The sequence below is a fragment of the Sinomonas sp. P47F7 genome, from assembly GCF_049332655.1.
Taxonomy (GTDB): domain Bacteria; phylum Actinomycetota; class Actinomycetes; order Actinomycetales; family Micrococcaceae; genus Sinomonas.
Genome location: NZ_CP186327.1, coordinates 280,321 through 301,038 on the forward strand (window position 1 = coordinate 280,321; position 20,718 = coordinate 301,038).

Annotated in this window: 17 protein-coding genes and 1 pseudogene; 11 read left to right on the top strand and 7 right to left on the bottom strand. The window is 64.5% G+C overall.

Going from position 1 to position 20,718, the window contains the following annotated elements; translation table 11 throughout:
• Window positions 1-300 precede the first annotated feature (300 nt).
• On the bottom strand, window positions 301-3,261 hold the full coding sequence (locus ACOKR1_RS01450; protein WP_422935012.1) for an AAA family ATPase: 2,961 nt from the start codon (window positions 3,259-3,261) through the stop codon (window positions 301-303).
• Window positions 3,258-4,403, bottom strand: coding sequence for an exonuclease SbcCD subunit D (locus ACOKR1_RS01455; RefSeq protein ID WP_422935013.1), 1,146 nt, complete (start codon window positions 4,401-4,403; stop codon window positions 3,258-3,260). The genes ACOKR1_RS01450 and ACOKR1_RS01455 overlap by 4 nt, the downstream gene beginning before the upstream one ends.
• Here ACOKR1_RS01455 and ACOKR1_RS01460 point away from each other — a divergent pair.
• Window positions 4,389-4,724, top strand: coding sequence for a hypothetical protein (locus ACOKR1_RS01460; RefSeq protein ID WP_422935014.1), 336 nt, complete (start codon window positions 4,389-4,391; stop codon window positions 4,722-4,724). The genes ACOKR1_RS01455 and ACOKR1_RS01460 overlap by 15 nt on opposite strands.
• A 590-nt stretch (window positions 4,725-5,314) precedes the next feature.
• On the opposite strand, the gene ACOKR1_RS01465 is transcribed toward ACOKR1_RS01460, so the two are convergent.
• The 3 genes and pseudogenes from ACOKR1_RS01465 to ACOKR1_RS01475 form a co-directional block, all read right to left on the bottom strand.
• A complete protein-coding gene (locus tag ACOKR1_RS01465; RefSeq protein WP_422935015.1) occupies window positions 5,315-5,503 on the bottom strand; it encodes a hypothetical protein in 189 nt (62 codons plus the stop codon).
• Window positions 5,504-5,690: 187 nt separating this feature from the next.
• Window positions 5,691-6,650 (bottom strand): hypothetical protein, encoded by a 960-nt coding sequence (locus tag ACOKR1_RS01470; RefSeq protein WP_422935016.1) that lies wholly within the window; start codon window positions 6,648-6,650, stop codon window positions 5,691-5,693.
• Between the two features lie 292 nt (window positions 6,651-6,942).
• Window positions 6,943-7,402 (bottom strand): annotated as a pseudogene (locus tag ACOKR1_RS01475) (IS21 family transposase); the annotation flags it as partial.
• Between the two features lie 2,555 nt (window positions 7,403-9,957).
• Between ACOKR1_RS01475 and ACOKR1_RS01480 the strand changes: the two are divergent.
• The 3 genes from ACOKR1_RS01480 (at window position 9,958) to ACOKR1_RS01490 (ending at window position 12,788) form a co-directional block, all read left to right on the top strand.
• Window positions 9,958-10,524 carry a recombinase family protein gene (locus tag ACOKR1_RS01480; RefSeq protein WP_422935017.1) on the top strand — a complete coding sequence of 189 codons (567 nt, stop codon included), beginning with the start codon at window positions 9,958-9,960 and terminating at the stop codon, window positions 10,522-10,524.
• A 418-nt stretch (window positions 10,525-10,942) separates the two neighbouring features.
• On the top strand, window positions 10,943-11,686 hold the full coding sequence (locus ACOKR1_RS01485) for an alpha/beta fold hydrolase (protein ID WP_422935018.1): 744 nt from the start codon (window positions 10,943-10,945) through the stop codon (window positions 11,684-11,686).
• Between the two features lie 301 nt (window positions 11,687-11,987).
• Window positions 11,988-12,788 (top strand): alpha/beta fold hydrolase, encoded by an 801-nt coding sequence (locus tag ACOKR1_RS01490; RefSeq protein WP_422935019.1) that lies wholly within the window; start codon window positions 11,988-11,990, stop codon window positions 12,786-12,788.
• A gap of 180 nt (window positions 12,789-12,968) precedes the next feature.
• Here the strand turns inward: ACOKR1_RS01490 and ACOKR1_RS01495 are convergent, their stop codons facing one another.
• On the bottom strand, window positions 12,969-13,424 hold the full coding sequence (locus ACOKR1_RS01495) for a nuclear transport factor 2 family protein (protein ID WP_422935020.1): 456 nt from the start codon (window positions 13,422-13,424) through the stop codon (window positions 12,969-12,971).
• A gap of 997 nt (window positions 13,425-14,421) precedes the next feature.
• Between ACOKR1_RS01495 and istA the strand changes: the two genes are divergently transcribed.
• Both istA and istB read left to right on the top strand, forming a co-directional pair.
• A complete protein-coding gene (istA, locus tag ACOKR1_RS01500) occupies window positions 14,422-15,564 on the top strand; it encodes an IS21 family transposase (protein ID WP_422936607.1) in 1,143 nt (380 codons plus the stop codon).
• 86 nt (window positions 15,565-15,650) lie between these two features.
• A complete protein-coding gene (istB, locus tag ACOKR1_RS01505; protein ID WP_422933028.1) occupies window positions 15,651-16,427 on the top strand; it encodes an IS21-like element helper ATPase IstB in 777 nt (258 codons plus the stop codon).
• A gap of 47 nt (window positions 16,428-16,474) precedes the next feature.
• Here istB and ACOKR1_RS01510 read toward each other — a convergent pair whose 3' ends face one another.
• Entirely contained in the window at window positions 16,475-16,819 is a 345-nt protein-coding gene (locus ACOKR1_RS01510; protein ID WP_422933029.1) for a hypothetical protein, read from the bottom strand.
• 765 nt (window positions 16,820-17,584) lie between these two features.
• Here ACOKR1_RS01510 and ACOKR1_RS01515 point away from each other — a divergent pair.
• The 5 genes from ACOKR1_RS01515 to ACOKR1_RS01535 all read left to right on the top strand — a co-directional run bounded on the left by ACOKR1_RS01515 (window position 17,585) and on the right by ACOKR1_RS01535 (window position 20,683).
• Window positions 17,585-17,905, top strand: a complete 321-nt coding sequence (locus ACOKR1_RS01515; RefSeq protein WP_422935021.1) for a hypothetical protein — start codon at window positions 17,585-17,587, stop codon at window positions 17,903-17,905.
• Window positions 17,906-18,061: 156 nt separating this feature from the next.
• Complete coding sequence (locus ACOKR1_RS01520; RefSeq protein ID WP_422934429.1) at window positions 18,062-19,114, top strand: IS110 family transposase; 1,053 nt, start codon at window positions 18,062-18,064, stop codon at window positions 19,112-19,114.
• Between the two features lie 14 nt (window positions 19,115-19,128).
• A complete protein-coding gene (locus ACOKR1_RS01525) occupies window positions 19,129-19,938 on the top strand; it encodes a tyrosine-type recombinase/integrase (RefSeq protein ID WP_422935022.1) in 810 nt (269 codons plus the stop codon).
• Window positions 19,935-20,273, top strand: coding sequence for a helix-turn-helix domain-containing protein (locus tag ACOKR1_RS01530; protein WP_422935023.1), 339 nt, complete (start codon window positions 19,935-19,937; stop codon window positions 20,271-20,273). The genes ACOKR1_RS01525 and ACOKR1_RS01530 overlap by 4 nt, the downstream gene beginning before the upstream one ends.
• The gene (locus tag ACOKR1_RS01535) at window positions 20,270-20,683 is read left to right on the top strand and encodes a hypothetical protein (protein ID WP_422935024.1); all 414 of its coding nucleotides are present in this window, start codon (window positions 20,270-20,272) and stop codon (window positions 20,681-20,683) included. The genes ACOKR1_RS01530 and ACOKR1_RS01535 overlap by 4 nt, the downstream gene beginning before the upstream one ends.
• The last annotated feature ends 35 nt before the right edge of the window (window positions 20,684-20,718 follow it).

A 20,718-nucleotide genomic window follows, 5' to 3' on the forward strand; every position in this document is an offset into this window, starting at 1 on the left:
CGGTCGTCGCGGACATCCAAGGTTGCTGGGTCGAGGGTGTTCTCCTCCCAATCCCAGCGCGCCATCTCGTAGTGATGTGCTGAAAGCGGAAATCTTCCCATGATGTCCCCCCCAAGCTTGGGCCGGTCGTAGTGAGCGTAGTGTCGGTAGGGATCCTTTGAAGGGCGGCGTGCCATTAGCCCTGCGAGAACTAGGCCAGATAGCACCGCGATTCACACGGCGTGAGCACAGTGGACTATAGGCCACGTCATTTGCGTCTTCCTGAGCAAGCTTGAGTTTGTCCCAACGACATGATTCTTGCTAGTTCTTCAAGGTGGACCAGCCGTGTTCCGTGACCGACACCCCGATGTGGTTTGTGATCCGCTCTTTCACCTGCTCCACGTGGCTGATGAGCCCGACGGTGCGACCGCCTTCACGGAGTGCGTCTATGGTGTCGAGCGTGACGTCGAGTGTCTCGGAGTCGAGGGCGCCGAAGCCCTCGTCTATGAAGAGCGTGTCCAAACGTACGCCGCCGTTGCGGCTCGTGACCACCTCGGCGAGGCCGAGCGCCAGTGCGAGCGAGGCCTGGAATTTTTCGCCGCCTGATAGCGACTGCGGCGGTCTGGTCTCTTCGTTGTAGGCGTCGTTGACCTCTATGGCAAGGCCGGACTGTCCTCCGTGCTTTGCGAGCTCGTCACTGTATCGCAGCTCGTAGCGGTGGGCGGTCATCTTCGAGAGGAGCACGTTTGCAGCGGCGACTATCTCCTCGAGATCGGCTGCCAGCGCGAATGTCTCAAGCGTCATCTTCTTGGTATTCGGCATCTGACCCCGCACGGTGAGTGCGAGGCGGTTGACCACGGCATAGTTCTTCTGCTCGCTGGCTGCCTCTTTCAGCTTCTTCTGGATCTCCTTGAAGAGGTTCTCGACGGAGCCGGAGCGCGTCTGCGCCTGGCCGAGGGCGATGGTGGCGTCGTGGAGGCTCGACTCGGCGGTGTCGCGTGCGCTCCGGAGTGGTGTGAGATCGACGGGCTCTGCCGGGAGGTTCTGCAGGTCCTTCTCCGCAAGAATCTGTTTGGCCGCCTCGGTGTCTGCCGCATGCATCGAGATCTGGTCGCTGAGTTTTTCGCGCTCGGCCTTGGGCAAGCGCGCGGACTCGACAGAGCTAGCCGCTTCGAAGCCCTGCTCAGCGAGCACTCCGGCGAGCCGGGCACCCGCCTTGCTGGCGGCCTCCTGAGCTTTGTCACGTGTCGCGGTCGTGTCGAGCAGCCTCTGTGAGACCTCGCATCGGCTCTTGGCGTCCTTGACTCGCAGACTGACTGACGCGAAGTCGCCGCGCGCGTCTTCGATTGCCTTGCGCTCGTTGGCGAAGACGGCCATTGCATGGTTGGCCTCGCTCTCGGCGGTTGCGCGGGCTTCCTTTGCCTGGGCGATCTCATCGGCCACTGCGGCAAGAGCGTTCTGGACCTGCGCACGTTCGCCAGTCAGTGTGGCATGCCGCGCCTGGGCAGACGCTGTGGCGTCCCGTGCCGCCTCCGCATCGGCGTACTCTGCTTCGAGCACCGCGACGGGCTGCTCTATTGCTGCCTTCGTCTGGGCCCTGAGCCGCTCGGTGAGCACGCTGACGTTGCTGCTCGCACTTTCGTAAGCGGCTTGCGCCCTCTGTGCGGCGGCCTCGGCCTTGTCGACGTCGGCCTCGGTGACATGGCTTGTGCTGAGCTTTGCCGGGCTCGGGTGGGTGGTCGACCCGCACACGGCGCACGCCTCACCGTCTGTGAGGCTCTCGGCCAGCACGCCAGCGTGCTCGGCCAGCCGCTGCTTCAGTACCTTTGTGCGTGCCCCAGTCGCCGCTTCGACTGCTGCGCTGGCCTTCGCGTGTGTGGTCCGTGCCTTCTCGAGCTCAGCCGCGGTCTTTTCGGCGGCGCGGGCGTTCTCGAGCTGGGTGCTTACCGCCGCGAGCCTCGTCTCGGCTGGGGCGAGGTTTGATGCCTCGTTGGCAAGAGTCGCGATCTGCCTGTCGAGTTCTGGGCCCGACTGCTTCATCTGAGTCTGTTTGGATTCGAGGGCGGCAAGGTTGACGTGCGCGCCCTCCAGGGTGGCAGCCGCTTTCTCGGCCGCTTTGGCGAGCTGGCCGAGGGCCTCCTCGCGAGGGACCAGCTCGTCGAGCTTCACGACCTCTCCTGTGAGCACCGTGACCCGTTCGCGAAGTGATTCCGCGGTGGGGCTCTCATCGTCAAACAGGCCTGCATATGCGGCGGCCGCAACGGTTCGCGCGGCGGTGGCTTTGGCGAGTTCGGCAGCCGCCTCGCGCTCGGAATCGACCGCGAGCCAGGCGACCTCGGCCTTTTCGGCGTTCCCGAGCCGAACGCGCGCGGCGTCGATGTACTCCTGCTTGGCTGCGAGTTCGGTCTTGCGCGTCTCGGCCTGTGCTTTGCGACGCTGCAGGGCATTGATGCGCTCGGCTTCTGTGAGGGCCGCGGACGCTTTGTCGTACAGACGCTTCTTCTCGGCGGCGACGGCCTCGAGCTTGCCCACCGTCTCTTTCTGTTCGGCGACGATCGGCTCCGCCCAGGCGAGTACCGCGGCACCGTTGGAGACGTCGAGCGTGGCGGGCCGCTCGCGACCTGCCTCGGAGGCGATGTTGACAGCGTTGGTGGAGATCGCCTCGGTGGTCAAGTCGAGGCTCTTCTTGAGCGCTGCCGCACGGATGTCGAGGTCGGTGCTGTAGTCGAGGAACCGATTGGTGTTGAAGAGCTTTCGGAGCAGCTCACGTCGGGTCTTGCTGTCGGCGATCAGGAACTCCTGAAACCGACCCTGTGCCAGAAGGATGACCTGCTGGAACTGCTGGGGGTTGAGGCGCACGATGTCGTCGATCTTCGCGGCGACCTCTCGCAGATTCCGGCTTGCGAGCGTCTCCCAGTCCGTGCCGTTGAGTGCAGAGATCTCCGCGAAGGCTGCGACTGGCGTCTTGCGGCCCGGAACCAAGTAAGCGGGCCGTCGGGTGACAAGGTAGCGGTCCTCGCCGACAGAGAACTCGACGGATACCTCGGTCGGGTTGGCGCTGTCGGCGAGGTAACGGCTGCGGACATGCTCGTCGGCCGTGTCGTTGTAGCGGGGAACGCGGCCGAAGAGGGCGTAGGTGATCGCATCGAGGATCGTGGTCTTGCCAGCGCCCGTCTTGCCGGTAATGACGAACTTGCCGTCGGCGGCGAAGGCGTCGAAATCGACCCTTTCCTTCCCCTTGTAGGCGCCGAAGCCCTCGATATTGACCTTGTGGATCTTCACACCAAGCTCCCGTCGCCGATGACCTCGCGCATGACGTCGGCTTCTTCGTTCGTGACGCCTTCCCCGTTGCGGACGGTCTCGAGAAAGACATCCACTAGCTCGAAGTCGGTTTTGCCAGCCACCTTCTCGGCGTACGACGCGCCGCCGTCGTTGTGGATGTAGCTCGGGGCGAAGGTAATTTCCACAGCATGCTTGAACCGCTCCTGCAGCCGGCGAAGCGTGTTCACCGGCCGCACCGGGTCGGTGATGGTCGCGCTGATCCAATTGCTTTCGATTGCGGCGTAGGCATCATCGACAAGCAACTCCTCGAGCGTGCCGGTGATGACGCTCAGAGGGCGCGGCACCGGCAGATCGACCCACTCGACGCCCGCGAGTCCGTTGGCGTCGAGGTCAACGAGCCAGCCGCCACGGGCCTTCCCAGCCTCGCTGAATGAGTAGTGCAGCGGGGCCCCTGAGTACCGGACACTATCGGCGAGCTTCGCACGGCCGTGGATGTGACCGAGCGCGGCGTACGTGAAGTCGGTGAAGTAGTCGACCGGAACCTTGTCGATGCCGCCGACGATGTCGCGCTCGGAATCGCACGACTCGCCGTCGGCACCCTGGACGAACGTGTGCGCGAGGACGATCGAACGGCCTCCACGCTCGGCGAAGTCGGATCGCACGAGTTTGAGAGCGTAGCCGAGGGCGTCCTTCTGCGACTTCATCACATCCGCGTCGGTCCACACATGCCGCTGCAGCGCGGGTTCGATGAACGGAATGCCGTAGAACGCGACGTCGCCGTGCTCGTCCGGGATCGTGATCGGAGCAGCGAGCCCGTCCGTCTCGGTGAGGACATGGATTCCAGCCTTGTGCGCGAAAGGAGCCTTCGCCCCGAGCCTGGCGGGTGAGTCGTGGTTGCCGCTGGTAAGCACCACCCGTGCGCCAGCATCGCTCAAGCGCAGCAGGATCGAGTCGAGGAGACGCACGGCGTCCGCGGACGGCGTCGACGAGTCGAAAATGTCGCCCGCCGCGGCGACGACGTCGACCTTCTTCTCGCGGACGATCGACTCCAGGGCCTTGAAGACAGATTCGAACGCCGAGAGGGTCGACAACTTATGAAAAGTGCGCCCGATGTGCCAGTCCGAGGTGTGAAGAATGCGCATGCCAGGACGATAGAGGCGGCCGCCGACATTTTTCTGGCTTCTTGGCTTTTCCTGAGCAAACCCTTTGACGATGCCTGCAGTCAGACCACCGCCTCTGGAAGTCGCAGGTTCGTTGACTTCGCTCCGTCGGCGGACGGCAACGTCTTCATGGCTCTTACGCTGGAGGGAGAGCGCGAGCTGAACGTCTGCGTCCCAGTGGCCAAGTGGGGCGTTGAGGCGGAGACCCGGATGCGGCGACACCTCGGGTACCTGATCGCCCGTGTGAGGGGCGCGCTCGACCGTTCCGGCGACCCTGGCGAGTGGCCTGAAGTTGGCGTCTGACCGGGGCCCGATCCTCTCGGATTCAGCGCCGCGCAAATCTTCCGAGGGCTCCGTTGGGGGGATTCCATATGCTGTGCCAGAGGTTCCGCTGGGCGCGCCGCGCTCTGGTCCCCCCAGAGAGGCCGCCACTTATCACTGACAGAAAGCCGCCACATACCGCCCACATTCACAAATTGCGGCGCCGCCGTCGCCTGGCGGGTGAGACGTCTCGCATCCCTAGGGTTGAGAGACGACCTGGAGTGCAGCGTTTAGGGCACCCCCCCATCACCGTGCATTTCATCGTGCAGGTCTTGCGTACATCCCCCACCGCGGGAATCAAGCGGCTGCCCGGCTCGAGGTCGGATGGACGTGGACGGCCGGCTTACGGGCGCTGGTCTTCTATGGCCTGCTGCCCACTCGCCGCTGCCGTTGCCGTTGCCCGTAACATAACGGTATGTCTTCTGCGCAATTCAAGCTCGCCCTGGAAGGATTCAGCCTTCCGATTGGCACCTCTTCGAAGAACTCGCATCCGAATTCCCCCAACTGTGCATATGATAAGGCCCCTCAAATCCTGCTTAGTTGCGGATTTGAGGGGCCTTATCGTGTTCGGGCTACTGCTCACCGCGCTCCAGCGCGTCTTCTTCCTCCTCAGTCAGCTCGTGAATTAGGATCTTTTCCCTGCCCCCTACCATTGCTTCGCTGTCAAACAGCATGGTGTGACCGCAAGTTTGACAGCTGACGCGGATCATGAAGAGATAATTCTCCTCACGATCCTTCGGCCTTTTGGGGTCAATCGTCAAGCCTCCCACCGGTAGTATGGCCGGACTTGGCCATACGGCGAGCCCGTCAACGCTGTGGCAGATCGGGCAGGCCTCTAGGCCGAGCGCAGCGATCCGAGTCATGATTTCGGTGAGGGCCGTCCTTCGGAATCTCATGCGCCAAAGCTACATCTTCAATGCGCATTTTCGCCAGAGGCCTTGCTGGGGGCTAGCGCCGAAACGGAATCTCGCTTGAATCCACAGGCACATCACCGTAGCCACAGCTTCCGAGTAAGTCCAGGACGCTTCTTCGGGCCGCCTCTGGATAGGGCGTCGGCCCGACCGTCACTCGCAGTATTGGGAGCCTGCGGATGGTCTGTGGTCCGTCTGAATGCGCGTCAGACTCACCCTCGGGGATTCCCAGCTCAACGAATGGGACCACGCCGTACTTCCCCGGCCGATACTTCATGAAAGCGCGCTTCAGGTAGGGGTGAGAAAGAGGGCTCACAATCCGGCGTTCCAGCTCGTCTTTGAAGGCAATGTTCTTGAATAGCTGGAGGTGTCGCTCCAAGTCCAGCATGAATTCAAAAAAGTCTTTGACTGTGACATCAGTGAAGTTGGCTCCGTCGACATAGTCCCTGTATTTTTTTACGCCATTATCCATTATGGCATTCTGTTTGTCAGGGTTGTATATTGCATCTTCCCACCGAAGGGGCTTGTAGGCGGTTGACAGCAGACCATTGAATAAATCCATGACGGTCTGCTCGGAGCCGCCGACATTGGCCGGGAGTTCGCGATCGCTGGGGAAGATGATATCTTCGGCACGGTGTTGTCTTCGCATGGACAGCGGCTTGGTCGGATCGAGTTGGATTGCGAATCCAACGTCGACACCGGTGTAGTTTCTCCACATCGTTAGATTATTGCCACTCCTGCATGCACAGGCGACATAAACGTCGTAGGGGTTGATTGATATTGCGAAGGATCCGAGGTTCCTTATGGACTGCGCTAGCGATTCAGTCACCTGCTGCGCCTCTTGCTCAATGCGAGCGTTCCATGCGACCTGGCCCGCATGAATCTCTCGGTGATCGTTCATGAATGCCGCCGACCCTGCGCGTAGCACATTCTCGGTGAGTATGCCGATCAACCCAGCCGCTGTCGTGTAGTGCCAGACTTCCCCATCCACAGGCATGGGGTCAGGGTACTCGATCAGAAATGCGCGGAGCCGACGGGGCCGCCCTAATTGCCACTTGGCGCTTGACCTCTTCGGGCGACGGCGCCCGAAGGGAACTGCACGAGAGCGACAGCGGTCATCACCGCGACCTCAGCGGCCTCCTGAGAGATGATCAGACTTCGGGTCTGGGTCTCCGCCGTGCCTCTCCGCCTGCCCGGCCCACAGTAAAGTGCCCGATGCTCTCGGCCTTGCCCTGACCGCTAGGGCGGGCGGCTTGTGAAAAAGTGAAATATCCAACGTTAGGGCCAATCGTCTTCACCCCGGCCAACACGACCCAGACCTCGCCGAAGTCGACTTCTGCCTCCGCACCCGGCGCGTTGGTCCTGGGGAACGAAGACCTCCGCCGCCCGGCCTGCTTCTGAGTCAATCTCACCCCTGCGGACGCGCACGTAGTCACGGACCGTACCGTAGGAGACCACCGCGCCGTGCTCATCCAGAAGCCGCCGGTGGATGCGGGTGGCCGTCTGCTTCTGCTTCCGGGGCGCCTGAAGATCCTGGCGCAGCATCGCATCGATCAGCTCCCGCACCGGGTCCAGCTTCGGGGCCACCTGATCGCGCGGCTTCCGGCCCGGCGGGACCGCGCGGAGCCCATCGCCTGGCCTCACCCTGCGGCGATGGACCCCATGCCGCTTCGCGAGCTCGCAGATCGAAAGCCCCTCGACCCTCGCATCCCGACGGATGTCGGCGAACAGATCCAACCTCGACCCGATCCCGGGCCCTCCCGTCTCCAGAACAACCAGACGAGAACCACCCACAGGTGGGGCCACCTATCTTTGACAGAACTGCCCCGGCATGTCGTCAGGTGGGGCCACCCAACTCCGACAACTCGGGTCCCAATAACTCTGTCAGAGCCACGCGTGCCTTGTCCCTTCAGGCGCGAAGACAATCTGACCCTCAGCAGTTGAAGCAAGGTCGGGCATGTTCCATCGGTTAGGGCTGGACGCCGCGCACTTACCAAGCAATCATTAAGGCCCAGCCTGGGCGGGAGACGGCGCCCCGATGCTTTGCTTTTGGCAATTTGACTCCTCAAACCCCCACCACAAAGCGCCCACCATAAGAAGGACGGCACACATGTTTACACTCATTTCCAGCCGACGAGGGCGAAAACCCACCTTCACAGTCTTGATCATCACAGCCCTGTGTTTATCGTTCGTGTCCGTCTCACCCAGTGCAGCAAGGGCAGCGACAGGCGCCGCGCCATCTGTTCCGAGACTTAGTGGAACCATTACCTGGAACTACACATTCCAAGAAGACATCCCGGCAGACAGCTGCGGGGACCATCTCCATGAAACGCGGACCACGAGCGGTCACATGAACGTTAGCCTTGTTCAGCAAGTAGTACATGGCGTTTATGATCCGAACAGTAATTCCTATGTAGACGCGACGACATGGGTTGACGACAACACGTCCACCATTTCCGCAACGGAAAATAGCTCCAGCAGCCTTCGAAAATATGCTTGTGGGCTCCCCGCAAACGCGTCGAGCTGCGAAACGGCTACTTCGGCAACGCTCTCATCAGTTAATTTGTCTGCATACCGCGACCAGCTAATGGCTCAGGGTGTGGAGATCCTTCCAGGCTTTCCGGCGTCGACTTCGCTGAACCCAGGCCCAGGATTGTATCCATGGAATCAGAACTCCAAGCAGGCAAATCTGATCATAATTCCGGATTCCGTTCCGGTGGGAGCGAATGCGACAGAAACCGCTAACGGTTCCGGTCCGATCCCGGGTCAATGCGTATTTGGCGCCCCCTACGAGGTTGAAATCATGCCTAATTTCGGCGGGTTCGGGGGACAAGTTACAGATCCGAGCTACACGGCCCCTTCGATCGACTTTGCTGCAGATTGGACTCACAACAGGACAGACCCATATGGGGTGCCGGGAATCGCAGGGGCGCTAACTCAAACCGAGCACCTCCAAGTCAGCGGCGTGTTGAGTGCAGCTATGAACCATGCTCCGGTTGTCGACGCCGGTCCCGCAGTTAGCGGCCACAGCCATGAATTAATCACGCTTGCCGGAAACGTCACCGATGACGGACTACCGTCCCCCCCGGGGGCAACGACTATTAATTGGAGCATGGCCGACGGACCCACTGGCGGTGTGGTGACCTTCACCAATCCGACATCCGCGAATACTCAAGCAACGTTCTCCAAACCCGGTCACTACGTTCTCAGGCTAAGTGCCAGCGATTCTGAGCTGACGTCCAGCGCCACGACTACTGCTGACATCAAAGATATCTATACAATCAGGACTAGAAGTTGGATTCCACAACCCCAAGTTGTTGACCCCTTTCAGCCCGTATCTCTCCCGTACAGAGCCTGGGTGAATATTCATTCCCCGGCTGAAAGCTGCTGGACTCCAGTGGAGGACACAACACCTCATATTTCTGTAACGTCGACCTTCGACGGTGACGGTCACGCCGCATTCGACGGCGGTTACCGAGTACAGGATGTCATAACGTTTGATTGGGACGGGCAGACCGTTACCAATGTGCAAACCTCACCAGAACCGCACGTGGGCCTCACGGTAAGGAATAGGACATTTACAGACAAGCGCACCGCAACCGAACTTACCGTGTGTCGGACGACTGCCCGCGCAGCAGACACAACTTCCGTAACTACGCCAGGATCAAACACAATCAACATCTCCTACACTGGCACAAATCCTCTCACAGCCCAGGGAGTAACCCCGTCCTTCAAAAACGAAGTAGTCGCTGCTGTCAAGCCTGATGGTTCCGTATCACTGAGCTATCAGACGACCCAGTTCCCCTCCTCTGGCTTGCAAGTTCAGATCAATGGATCTCCAATCCTTACTGGACAAGAGAACGACGTGTCGTGCCTCTCAAACAGTGACGTCTTAGGACCTCGGGGGGCTATCCGTCTGGCCACAGGGCTGAACACCACGTGGAGCGGCACGGCGACTGCTGTGCCGGACACATTCAGCACTTTTGCACACGCCAGCAGTCTTTGTTAGTTCCTTCGATCCTGTGGGACAGCGGAATTTATCAGGTTGGATGAGTCCAGCTTGATAAATTCCGCTGCAGAGAGAAGCTCAGTCTGGAAGTGACGGCGTATTTTCTGGTTTAGAAGGAGTGGCTCGTCAATTCTTTGAAAATCGACGCTAGGCCTTCACAGCGTCCGGAAACGAACGTTTCTGAGACAGGCAGAGGAAGCCCGCGCGATGTCGCAAATTCCCCAGCATCGATTTGTAAAGCTTCTCGTGTACGCGCCTATGTCTTGCTTTCCCCTGTTCCTGATACCGTCGGGTCATGCGCGTGGGGTATGGGAGGGTGTCGACGAGGGACCAGCACGCCGACGCCCAGCGTGATGCCCTCGCCGCGGCCGGCTGCGATCCGGTGTTCGTCGACTCGGCCTCCGGCAAGCTCGCTTCCCGCCCAGAGCTGGACAAGGCGCTCCTGTCCGCGAACCGCGCAGGGGACCAGTTGGTCGTGACCAAGCTCGACCGGCTCGGACGCTCGCTCGAGAACCTGATCGCGCTCTCCCGCCGGTTCCAAGCCCAAGGCGTAGACCTCGTCGTCCTCGACCAGGGCATCGACACCTCGACCCCGGTCGGGACGATGTTCTTCCACATCCTCGGAGCCATCGCCGAATTCGAGCGCGCGCTCATGTCCGAGCGGACCCGCGACGGGCTCGCCGCCGCGCGCGCCCGGGGCCGCACCGGCGGCCAGAAGCCCAAGCTCGGCCCCCGCGAGGTCAAACTCGCCCGCCAGGTGTACGACGAGACCGGCCCCGACGGGAAGCGCGCCTACACCGTGGCGCAGATAGCCGCCGAATTCGGCGTCACCCGCCCCACCATCTACCGCTACCTGTCCTAGGACACACGACGCCGGGCGGCCAACCTGCCACCTAGCGATGACTGCGGCCAGAGCGCACGCTCGTCGTGTCGTGCACACGAGTTCGGACACGCCGAATGACCGAAGCCATCCGCACACGAGCGCGTTTCCGCTGGTCGGCGTGCAGAGGACTTCGAACTTCGACACCCGGCGGCGAGTGTCCCGTGGACGGCCGTCTACAGAACGCCCAGATTTTCGCCCGGTCCCGAATCGTATGGCAGACGAAGCTCCAACTGCTCGAGGAAAACCAAGTGCCGGCGTTTGCAGACCCAATGGCCCCGATCCGCGCCACCCCGGGCCCCGCCGGCCGTCAAGGGCGCCCCGACCCAGTCGCATGAAAGAGGGAGGCTGGGGGGATCAACTATTCCCGTTCGGACACCGCGCTCAGTATGCTGCCGCTATGACGGACGTGCTCTTCCTTCCCGGGGGCATTGCCCCTGCCGAAGTTCGATACCGCCCCTTCCTCAACCACCTGCCCGGAATCAGACCGCTGCTGAAGGACCTCGAGGTCTACTCCGGCGAGGCGCCGCCGACAGGCTATTCGGTGCAGACGGAAGTTGAGGGCATCGGACGCGCGGCCGAACGAGCGGGTTGGGACCGGTTCCACATTTACGCGCATTCGGGCGGCGCTGCGTGCGCTCTCGCATTCGTCGCGAGCCATCCCGAGCGGGTGCTGTCTCTCGCGGTAGACGAGCCAGCCTCTGACTTCACCCCTGTCGATCAGGCTGATCCCTACTGGGCCGAGATCGAAGACGCCGTGAAGCTCCCCGGCCCGCAGTCCGTCGCCGCATTCCTCCAACTCCAGGTCGCATCTGGGGTTGAGCTGAGCGGTCCGCCCGAGGGTCCGCCGCCACCGTGGATGGCGAAACGTCCCGCCGGAATGGCGGCTCTCGCCAACGCCCTCCGGAACCACCGCGTCGATCCCGCCAGCTACTCGAAGTTCGATGGGCCGGTCCTATTCACCTTCGGGTCCCTCACCCACCCGAGGTGGCGAGCCATGCGCGACCGGCTCAAGGGACTTTTCCGAGACTTCACCTCAGAGGAGTTCGAAGGCCTGCACCACCTGAACACCTGCCATCAGGCCGAGCCGGCGCGGACCGCGGAGCTGGTGACCAAGCTCTGGGGACGCGCAAAACCGCAGTAGCCGCTCGACGCTGCCTCTTGTCAGCGTTCTCCCGCCCATTGATACGCGACATCCCTCGCGACTCCACCGCCGAACGACACCTCGTCGGGGCTGGCGCGCCAACGGAGCTATCCGGTATGCGCGGTACAGGGCGTCTGCGGAGAATTCGGCTCGTCGTGCTCGATCTCGTATCGGCACTCGCTGCAGGTCTTCCAGCACCCAACCGAGCTCGTGTCGGAAGTCGGGCAGCGCCTGGGCGAGGGTTTCCATGAGTCAACTCGCCCCCTTGACCCGCGTGCAGCCAAGCCCCGACCATGTTCGCATGGACACCGTGGAGGTAGATGGCCTCCGCGTCGCGTACCGGAGGGCTGGCCAGGGCCCGCCGCTTGTCCTCCTGCACGGCGCCTACGAGGACAGCCGTGTCTGGGACCGCCAGCTCGATGACCTCTCGGACGAGTTCACGGTCATCGCCTGGGACACCCCGGGCTGCGGGGGCTCGGACGAGCTGCCGGACGGGAGTGTCGCGCTCGGCGACATCCTCGCAGGAGTCCTCGAAACCCTCGGTCTCGCGGACGGGCCGCAGAGGGCGCACGTGCTGGGCCTCTCCTTCGGTTCGGGTGTCGCTTTGGACCTGTGGCGGAGGCATCCCGAGATCCCGGCCACGCTCATCCTCGCCTCGGCCTATGCTGGCTGGGCCGGATCGCTCCCGCCGGAGGAGGTGGAGCGACGCTATGCCCAGGCCAGCGCAGAGTTGGACAAGGCCCCTGCCGAGATCATCCCCGTCTGGCTGCCCACTCTCCTGAGCGAGCGGGCAACGGAGTCTATGAAGGCCCAGGTGGCACGCCTGTTCGAGGATTTCCGTCCCGCGGGGATGCGCTCGCTCCTGGCTGCCTCGGGCCGCGCCGACTATCGCCCCGTGCTGCCCACCATCTCGGTTCCAACCCTATTGCTGTATGGGTCAGTCGACGTGCGCTCTCCCCTGACCGTGGCAGAGGAGATGCACCGGCGGATCCCCGGGTCCGAACTCATGGTCCTCCCCGACGTGGGCCACCTGAGCTTCATCGAAGCCCCAGAAGCGTTCGACGACGCTGTACGCCGCTGGCTACACACCCACGAGGGGTAACCCTGCCTCCGAGCCCTGCCGGGCCCGCGAGGCTGCGAAACCCATGGCGGAGGTCTCTGGTCTTCTCGCCGCCCGTGCAACGAACAGCACCCCGAACAGTGCCGAGCCGTCCATTGCGTCCGGGCCAACGGAGCCGTGCCCTGCTCGGCCAGATTGACCAAGTCGACGTCGGCATCCCCGTCAGCCTGCCGGGCCGCGGGTCATACGATCGACCTGGGCGTCGATGCCACCGGCATCGCGGACGAGTTCGGTGTAGATCCGGCCCCTGCAGAATCTCCCGTTCATCACCTCGAAAACATTCACCCCGACAAATTCCATCAGGGACCCATCTCGCCGGGTTCCGTACATCCGCCATTCAATCCAGACTCGTTGACCGTTGGTGGCGGTGGCGAGTGCCTCGGCCCGCAGGTCGGGCAGTTCGGCGAACAGGCGCCCGAAGTTTCGCCGCACTTCGTCGCGCCCGTGTACCTGCTCGCCGCGCCGCGCGGGAGCCTCGTCGATGTAGTCTTCGGCGAAGCAGTCTGCAACGCGATCCAAATCATGCTCGCTCAACGCGCGGACCCACCGACGGGCCAGCTCAGAAGGGCCGTAACTCCCCACCGGGTCACTCATCACGGCCACCCCAACTGTTCGCATTGTTCCGCCAGGAATAGGCGGCGACCCTGCTTCGGGGCCGCGCAACAATCATCATCCTCGAACTGCGCATCATCCTGCCACCTAACGCTGCGACAAACACGTCAAATAACGCTGCGATTCACAGCCACGAGGTTGGCCAAGTGCAACTTCAGTCACCCTGGTTTCGGCCTCTCGCCAACGGAGACATCGAGACGCACTGCTGCACATCTGGCTACCCCTGCCACCGACTTCCGGCCAAGTCGGCCGACTGTCGCTTGCCGTCCGGGAGCCGCCAATCCGGCGGCCGTTCTCTTGCCATCTCCCTGTCGCGCTCGCCCAGTAGCCAAGCCACACAGGCGCCGGCAAGGCGATAGTCCAAAGCGGTGGGGATTCGTTCACAGGGCCGGGATCGCCGCCCGAGCTCGCCTGTTGACAAGATGTCGTCCGCCATGTAATTCCCAACCCGTAGGTCGGTTTTCGCCACGGATTTCCCCACCTTGAGCGGTGGTTCGCCACGTAATTCCCATGGGGACGACGTCACGCACCGCCGGTGCCTTGTCCGAGAGCCTTGCCTCGGGTCCGATGGCCGGGCCGGAGGCGGGGGTTCGTGGTTTGGCGCGTAGGAGTGTGGCATCGATGGATCTGATCGAACTGTTCATGCACTGGGACGCTGGCCGCTCGAAGAGCGAGCTCGCGGTGTCGTTGGGCATGGACCGCAAGACGGTGCAGAAGTACCTGGCACCGGCCGAGGCAGAGGGCCTGGCCCCCGGGCTCGGGCTCAGCGCCGAGGAGTGGCGGGACATGGTCGCGGGCTGGTTCCCGACCATCGTGGACGGGAGGCTGCGGCAGATCTCCTGGCCGGAGTTCGATGCCCGGATCGAGTGGGTGAGGGAGCAGCTGGAGGCCGGGGTCGCCGGGGCCGTGGTCCACCAGCGCCTCGTCGACGAGCACGGGGTCAGCGCCTCGCAGCGCTCGTTCTACCGGTGGCTGGCCGCGACCCTGCCCGACGCCGGGCGGGCTGGACGCAAGCCCACGGTGCTCAAGCCCCCCGTCCGCGCCGGGAGAGCTCGGCGAGGTCGACTACGGCATGCTGGGGCACTGGCGCGACGCGGACACCGGCAGGGGCCACCGGGTCTGGGCGTTCGTGCTCACGCTGCCGTTCTCCAAGCAGCCCTTCGTCTATCCCACGACCCGGATGGACCAGACGGCGTGGACCAACGCCCACGTGGCAGCGTTCGAGTTCTTCGGCGCCGTCCCGCGGCGTCTGACCTCGGACAACCTCAAGACCGGGGTCATCAAGCCTGACCTCTACGACCCCAAGCTCAACCGGGCCTACGCCGAGCTGGCCGAGCACTACGGGACCCTGCTGGACCCGGCCCGGGGCAACAGGCCCAAGGACAAGCCGCACGTGGAGCGGATGGTGCAGTACGTGCGCGGCTCGTTCTGGGCCGGGAGGTCCTTCACCTCGATGGCGCAGATGCGCGCCGAGGCCGAGCGGTGGTGCCGCGAGGTCGCCGGGGCCCGGAAGCCCAGGGCCCTGGCCGGGCAGAGCCCGTGGGAAGTCCTCGCCGCCGTGGAGCGCCCGGCCATGGCCCCGCTCCCGGCCCGGAGGCTCGAGCCCGCGGAATGGCGCACCGCCACGGTCGGGTCGGACTGCCACGCCTCCGTCAGGGGCGTGCTCTACTCGGTTCCCTACCAGCTCGTCGGCGCCCGCCTGGACGTGCGGCTGGGCGCCACGACGGTCGAGTTCCACCTCGACGGGGCCATCGCGAAGGTCCACCCCAGGATCGCCAAGGGACGCCAGACCGACCTGGCCGACTACCCACCCGCGGCGGCGGGGTTCTTCACCCGGGACGCCGCATGGTGCCGCGAGCACGCGTCCCTGATCGGCCCCGCCGCCGCGGCAGTGGTCGAGGGGCTGCTGGAGGAGCCGGCGGTGCACCGGATCCGGGCCGCGCAGGGCATCATCCGCCTCGCCGGCACCCACCGCCCCGAGGCGGTGGAGACCGCCTGCGCCGCCGCGGCAGCGGCCGGGGACCCGACGCTGAAGACCGTCAAGGGACTCCTCGCCGCCGGGGTCACCGTCCTGCCCGTGCGCTCCAACGGCGACAACGGCGCCGGGGCCTACCTCCGCGGCCCCGGCGCCTTCACCGCCAGCTGAACCTTCACGCGCATGCCCCCAGAGGCAGCCGCGGCGGCTGGCCCGGGAACGCGTGCGCCCCCTCACCGACGAGACAGGAGACCATCATGACCACCACTCCCAGCACCGCCCCGGGACCCGCCGGCGCCGACCGCACCCAGCTCGCCGCCTCCCTTCGCACCCTGCGCCTGTCCGGGATGCTCGACTCCCTCGAGAACCGGCTCGCCCAGGCCGCCGACGGCCGGCTCGGGTTCCTGGACTTCCTCCAGGCACTGTGCCTTGACGAGATCAACCGCCGCGACTCCGCGGCGCTCGAGCGGCGCACCAAGGCCGCGAAGTTCGAGACGGATGGCAGGATCGAGAACTTCGACTTCACCGCCGACCCCGGCATCCCCGCCGCTCGCATCCGCGACCTCGCCAACGCCGAATGGGTCCGCACCGGCCAGCACGTGATCATCAGCGGCCCCGTCGGCACCGGCAAGACCCACATCGCCACAGCGTTCGGGCATCAGGCCATCCGTGCAGGGCACACCGTCCGGTTCGCCCCCACCTCCCGGGTCCTGGCCGACCTCGCCGGCGGCCACGCGGACGGGAGCTGGGCCGGGCGCCTTCGCGCCTACACCAAGCCCGACCTGCTCATCTTGGACGACTTCGCGATGCGCGAGTTCACCCCCGCCCAGGGCGACGACCTCTACGAGATCATCAACGAGCGCCCCGCCCGCTCCATCGTCGTCACCACCAACCGTGCCCCCGAGGAGTGGTACCCACTGTTCCCGAACCAGGTCGTCGCCGAATCCCTCCTCGACAGGCTCGTGAACAACGCCCACCAGATCACCATCCAGACCGGCTCCTACCGGACACGCCGACGCCCCGCCACCCACTGAACCGAGACAGGGCTTGGGCGATTCCGGGGGGAGAACGCCATGGAGTCCTACCAGTCAAGGTTGAGCTTCCCCGAGCGAAAGCTGATCAATGTGTACTTCGCGTCTATCGACATCACATCACCCGCTCGTTCGGCCTCTTCCAGCACTGGCACGCCGCGGTCAGGGGCGAATGGCAGAACATGCGTCGCGGCCATGACTCTGACGGGCAGGCTCTCGTCTTCAAGCAGTGTCAGGAGAGCCTCACGCCCCTCGGGAAGGTCGCGAATCGACTTGTAGAACGCGTGATGGCTCCTGAAGAGCTGGTTGGCGCGCTTCGGATCAGCATGACTGGCCGCCCACTGCAGAACCTCGCTGCGGTACCTCGCCTGTATCTCGTGCCTAGTGTCCGTCATGAGAGCAGAACTCCGTTCTGGATCCTTGCGCTGACGTCGCGGCGGGCCCCCCGATCTGCTCTGGCCTCACGGGGTCCCACCACGCCACACCCTAACGAGATTTCCCTGCCGCCTTGCGGCCGGGACCGAACTTTCATAAAGGTCATCGCGCCGCTGACGACGGGCACGGCGACGCCCTATCGCCGTCCCGCTCAACGTCCCAAAGCAGACGGCACTCCTCCCATAGGGGGCGGAAACATCGTTAGTTACCCATGTTTCCGGGGCGCCAGGCTGCACTTTCAGCACTCCCCAGGGCCCCGGAACCCGGCTACCATCGCATCAGGCACTGGGGAATTCCGTGGCGAGAACGCTCGGGAATTACGTGGCGATCGACAGACAAGAAGGCGGCGATTGTCCAGGGCGTTCTGGACAATCCTTCGTGTGAGCTCGGCAAGGCGTTGTGCCTAACGCCATGGAGAGAACGCAAAGCGGCTCAAATCGAGCGCCGTGATGTCCCTTGACACAGGGTACGTCCGAGCAGCACCTCACCACGGAGCACGCGTCTGGCAGATCGGGGGTAAAGGTCCCGAATCAACTCTGAGTCGACCCGCCGCGCGGGTGCTGGGGTGTGAATGCTCCGGCCCGCGATCCGGGTTCCCTTGTCGCGCGCGGCATCTGCAACCCGTGGTAACTTCTGATTGTCATTGTCAAATCAGAGTTGACTGTTGGGGGCGGGGTTTGAGGGCTGAGGTTCCGGGGTCTGCGCACTTGGTGCTAGCGCCGGGCGTGGTCCATCTGGACGAGCAGGCGGCGGTTTTCGAGGCGATGCTGACCGGGTGGGAGCGGCAGCAGAAGTCGCGGTTGCTGGCGGACGCCACGATCGCGCCCCGGGTGGCGTTGCTTAGGCGGTTCGTGGAGTTCGCGGGCTCGTTCCCGTGGCAGTGGAACGCGGGCGATGTGGAGGACTTCACCGTGTCGCTGATGAGCGGGGGTTCGCGGTTGGCGCCGTCGACGATCCGCGGGTATCACCTAGCGTTGCTCAGTGTGAGGGTGGTGCTGCCGCTGTTGCGGTGGTTGGATCCTGATCACCCGTCGTCTGGCTCGTAGCCTTGGTGCCGCTTTCGGGCTGGCGTCCATGCGTTTTGCCGGCGTCGGGTGTGATGGACCGGCCGGCGTGACTTGATAGGAGCGTGGCGTCGCCCCCACTGAGGTATGTCCGCCGACCGGCCCAGCCGTTCCTCACGATGAAGGGAGGCAACCACCATGGTTGTCGTTGGCGCCGATGTCCACAAGCACACCCACACGTTCGTCGCGGCCGATGAGGTCGGCCGCGAGCTCGGCCACGTCACGGTGTCGGCCGATGAGAAGGGCCACCGGAAGGCGATCCGCTGGGCCAGGGAACGCTTCGGCGAGGAGGTGCGGTGGGGCGTGGAGGACTGCCGTCACCTCTCGGCCCGGCTCGAGCGGGACCTGCTGGCCGCGGGCCAGCAGGTAGTGCGGGTTCCACCGAAGCTCATGGCCCAGGCGCGGGCCTCGGCACGGACCCGGGGCAAGTCGGACCCGATCGATGCCCTTGCCGTGGCCCGGGCGGTGCTGCGGGAGCCGGACCTGCCCGCCGCGGTTCACGATGAGGCCTCCCGGGAGCTCAGGCTCCTGGTGGACCGGCGGGAAGACCTGATCAAGCACCGCACCGCGACGGTGAACCGGCTGCTGTGGCGGGTCCACGAGCTCGACCCCGCGATGGCCCCGCCCGCCCGGTCGCTGGACCGCCGCAAGCACCAGCAGCGCCTGCGCGCCTGGCTGGAAGCCCTCGACGGGATCGTCGCCGAGCTCGCCCTGGACGAGCTCGGCGACGTCGAAGAGCTCACCGGCCGCATCGACGCGCTCGAGAAGCGCATCACAGCGCGGGCCCGCGAGGCCGCCCCTGCCCTCGTGGCGATTCCCGGGTGCGGGGCGCTGACCGCGGCGAAGATCGTCGGGGAGGTCGCCGGCATCGCCCGGTTCAAGTCCGAGGCAGCGTTCGCCCGCTACTCCGGCATCGCCCCGGTCCCGGTCTGGTCGGGCAACACCGCGGGCCGCGTCCGGCTCACCCGTTCCGGGAACCGCCAGCTCAATGCAGCCGTTCACCGCATCGCCGTCACCCAAATCCGGATACAGGGATTGGGCAAGGCCTACTACGAGAAACGCCTCAACGGAGGCGACAGCAGGACCGAAGCCCTCCGCTGCCTCAAACGACGCCTATCCCGCATCGTCTACAACCACCTCCAAACCGACCATCGAGCACACGCCGCAGCTTGCGCTGCGACGGCGGCTTGACATAGGAGAAACGCATGTTCTGCGACTACCTGCTCGACGGCCGTTACGGGTGGGTCACGGAGTGCGAGCAGCGGTTCGCGGCGATCCCGTCGCAGGTCTGCCACGACTTCAACACGGTCGCGCATCTGAACGACTATGAGGGCCGGCCGGGCCGGCGCCCGTTCACCTATGACGAGCTGCAGCACCTGTTCGACTTCCTCGACGCGCGGGTCGAGCGCATCCGCCGTTCGGGGCGCAAGGGTGCGTGGACCGCGTTGCGGGACGCGCAGATGGTGAAGACCTGCTACGCCTACGGGTTGCGCCGCCGCGAGCTGTGCAATCTCGACGTTGCGGACCTGCGTCCGAACCCGCACATGCGCCAGTGGGGTACTTTCGGTGCCGTGCACGTCCGCTACGGCAAGGCGGTGCGCGGAGGCACTCCGCGGCGGCGCACGGTGCTCACCGTGCCCGAGTTCGACTGGGTCGTTGACGGCTTGCGGCAGTGGGTCGATGAGGCCCGACCGCTTCTGCAACCGGGCACGAGGGATGCGCTTTGGCTGACCGAGCGCGGACAGCGGATCTCGGTGAAGTCGATGGATCACCGCTTCGCGTGGCTGCGGGAGCAGGCCGGCCTCGACGCGGAGCTGAGCCTGCACTGCCTGCGGCACTCGTACGTGACTCATCTGATCGAGTTCGGCTACCCGGAGCGGTTCGTCACCGAGCAGGTCGGCCACTCCTACGCCTCCACGACGGCGATCTACACGTCGGTCTCGAACGACTTCAAGACCAAGACCCTCAAAGCCGCGCTCGCGCGCGTCTACACGACCGAGAAGGAGCAGCAGTGACGAGGAAACTTTCCATGCTCTGGCATCTGCGCCAGCTCATGGCAGCGAAGGGCATGTTCCAGACCACCGATCTGATGGAGCCGTTGCACGAGCGCGGGATCGAGCTGTCCAGGCAGATGATCCACCGGATCGTGACGAAACCACCGCAGCGGATCAACACCGACTTGCTCGCCGCGCTCTGCGACATCCTGGACTGCACCCCGTCGGACCTCCTCGAGCTCCACGTCGAGGAGCAGAGGCAGGCGCCAGCGGTCAACGACCGCGGCGGGCCGGGGATCGGGGACATCCGTCCGATCCGCGCCAGGGTTCGCCGCCCCGACGGCGTGGGCGAGTGAGCGAGTCCCGGAAGCGGGAGTGCGTCCGCTGCGGCCTGACCGGCACGACGGTGATGCTCCCGACGGGGCCGATCTGCTATCGCTGCCGCCGCGGCATCGCCTACCATCCGGCGGTCTGTCCCGAGTGCTTCGAGCTGCGCCCGATCGCCTACCCTTCGAGCAGCAACGACGGGCTCCTGGTCTGCGCAGGCTGCGCCGGTGAGGACTCGGTATTCGCCTGCACCGATTGCGGCCGGGAGGACCACCCCTACGGCTCCACCCGCTGCGCACGCTGCATCCTCGCCGAACGCCTCACCGAGTTGCTGATCGACCCTGCCACCGGACTCGTCCGCGCCGAACTGTGCCTCCTCTACGACGAGCTGGCCGCCGCGCCGGTAGCGTCCGGCAAAGTGGTGTACGGCTCCCGGTGAGCGTGTCGTCTCAGACGAGGACGGTCACCGCGTGA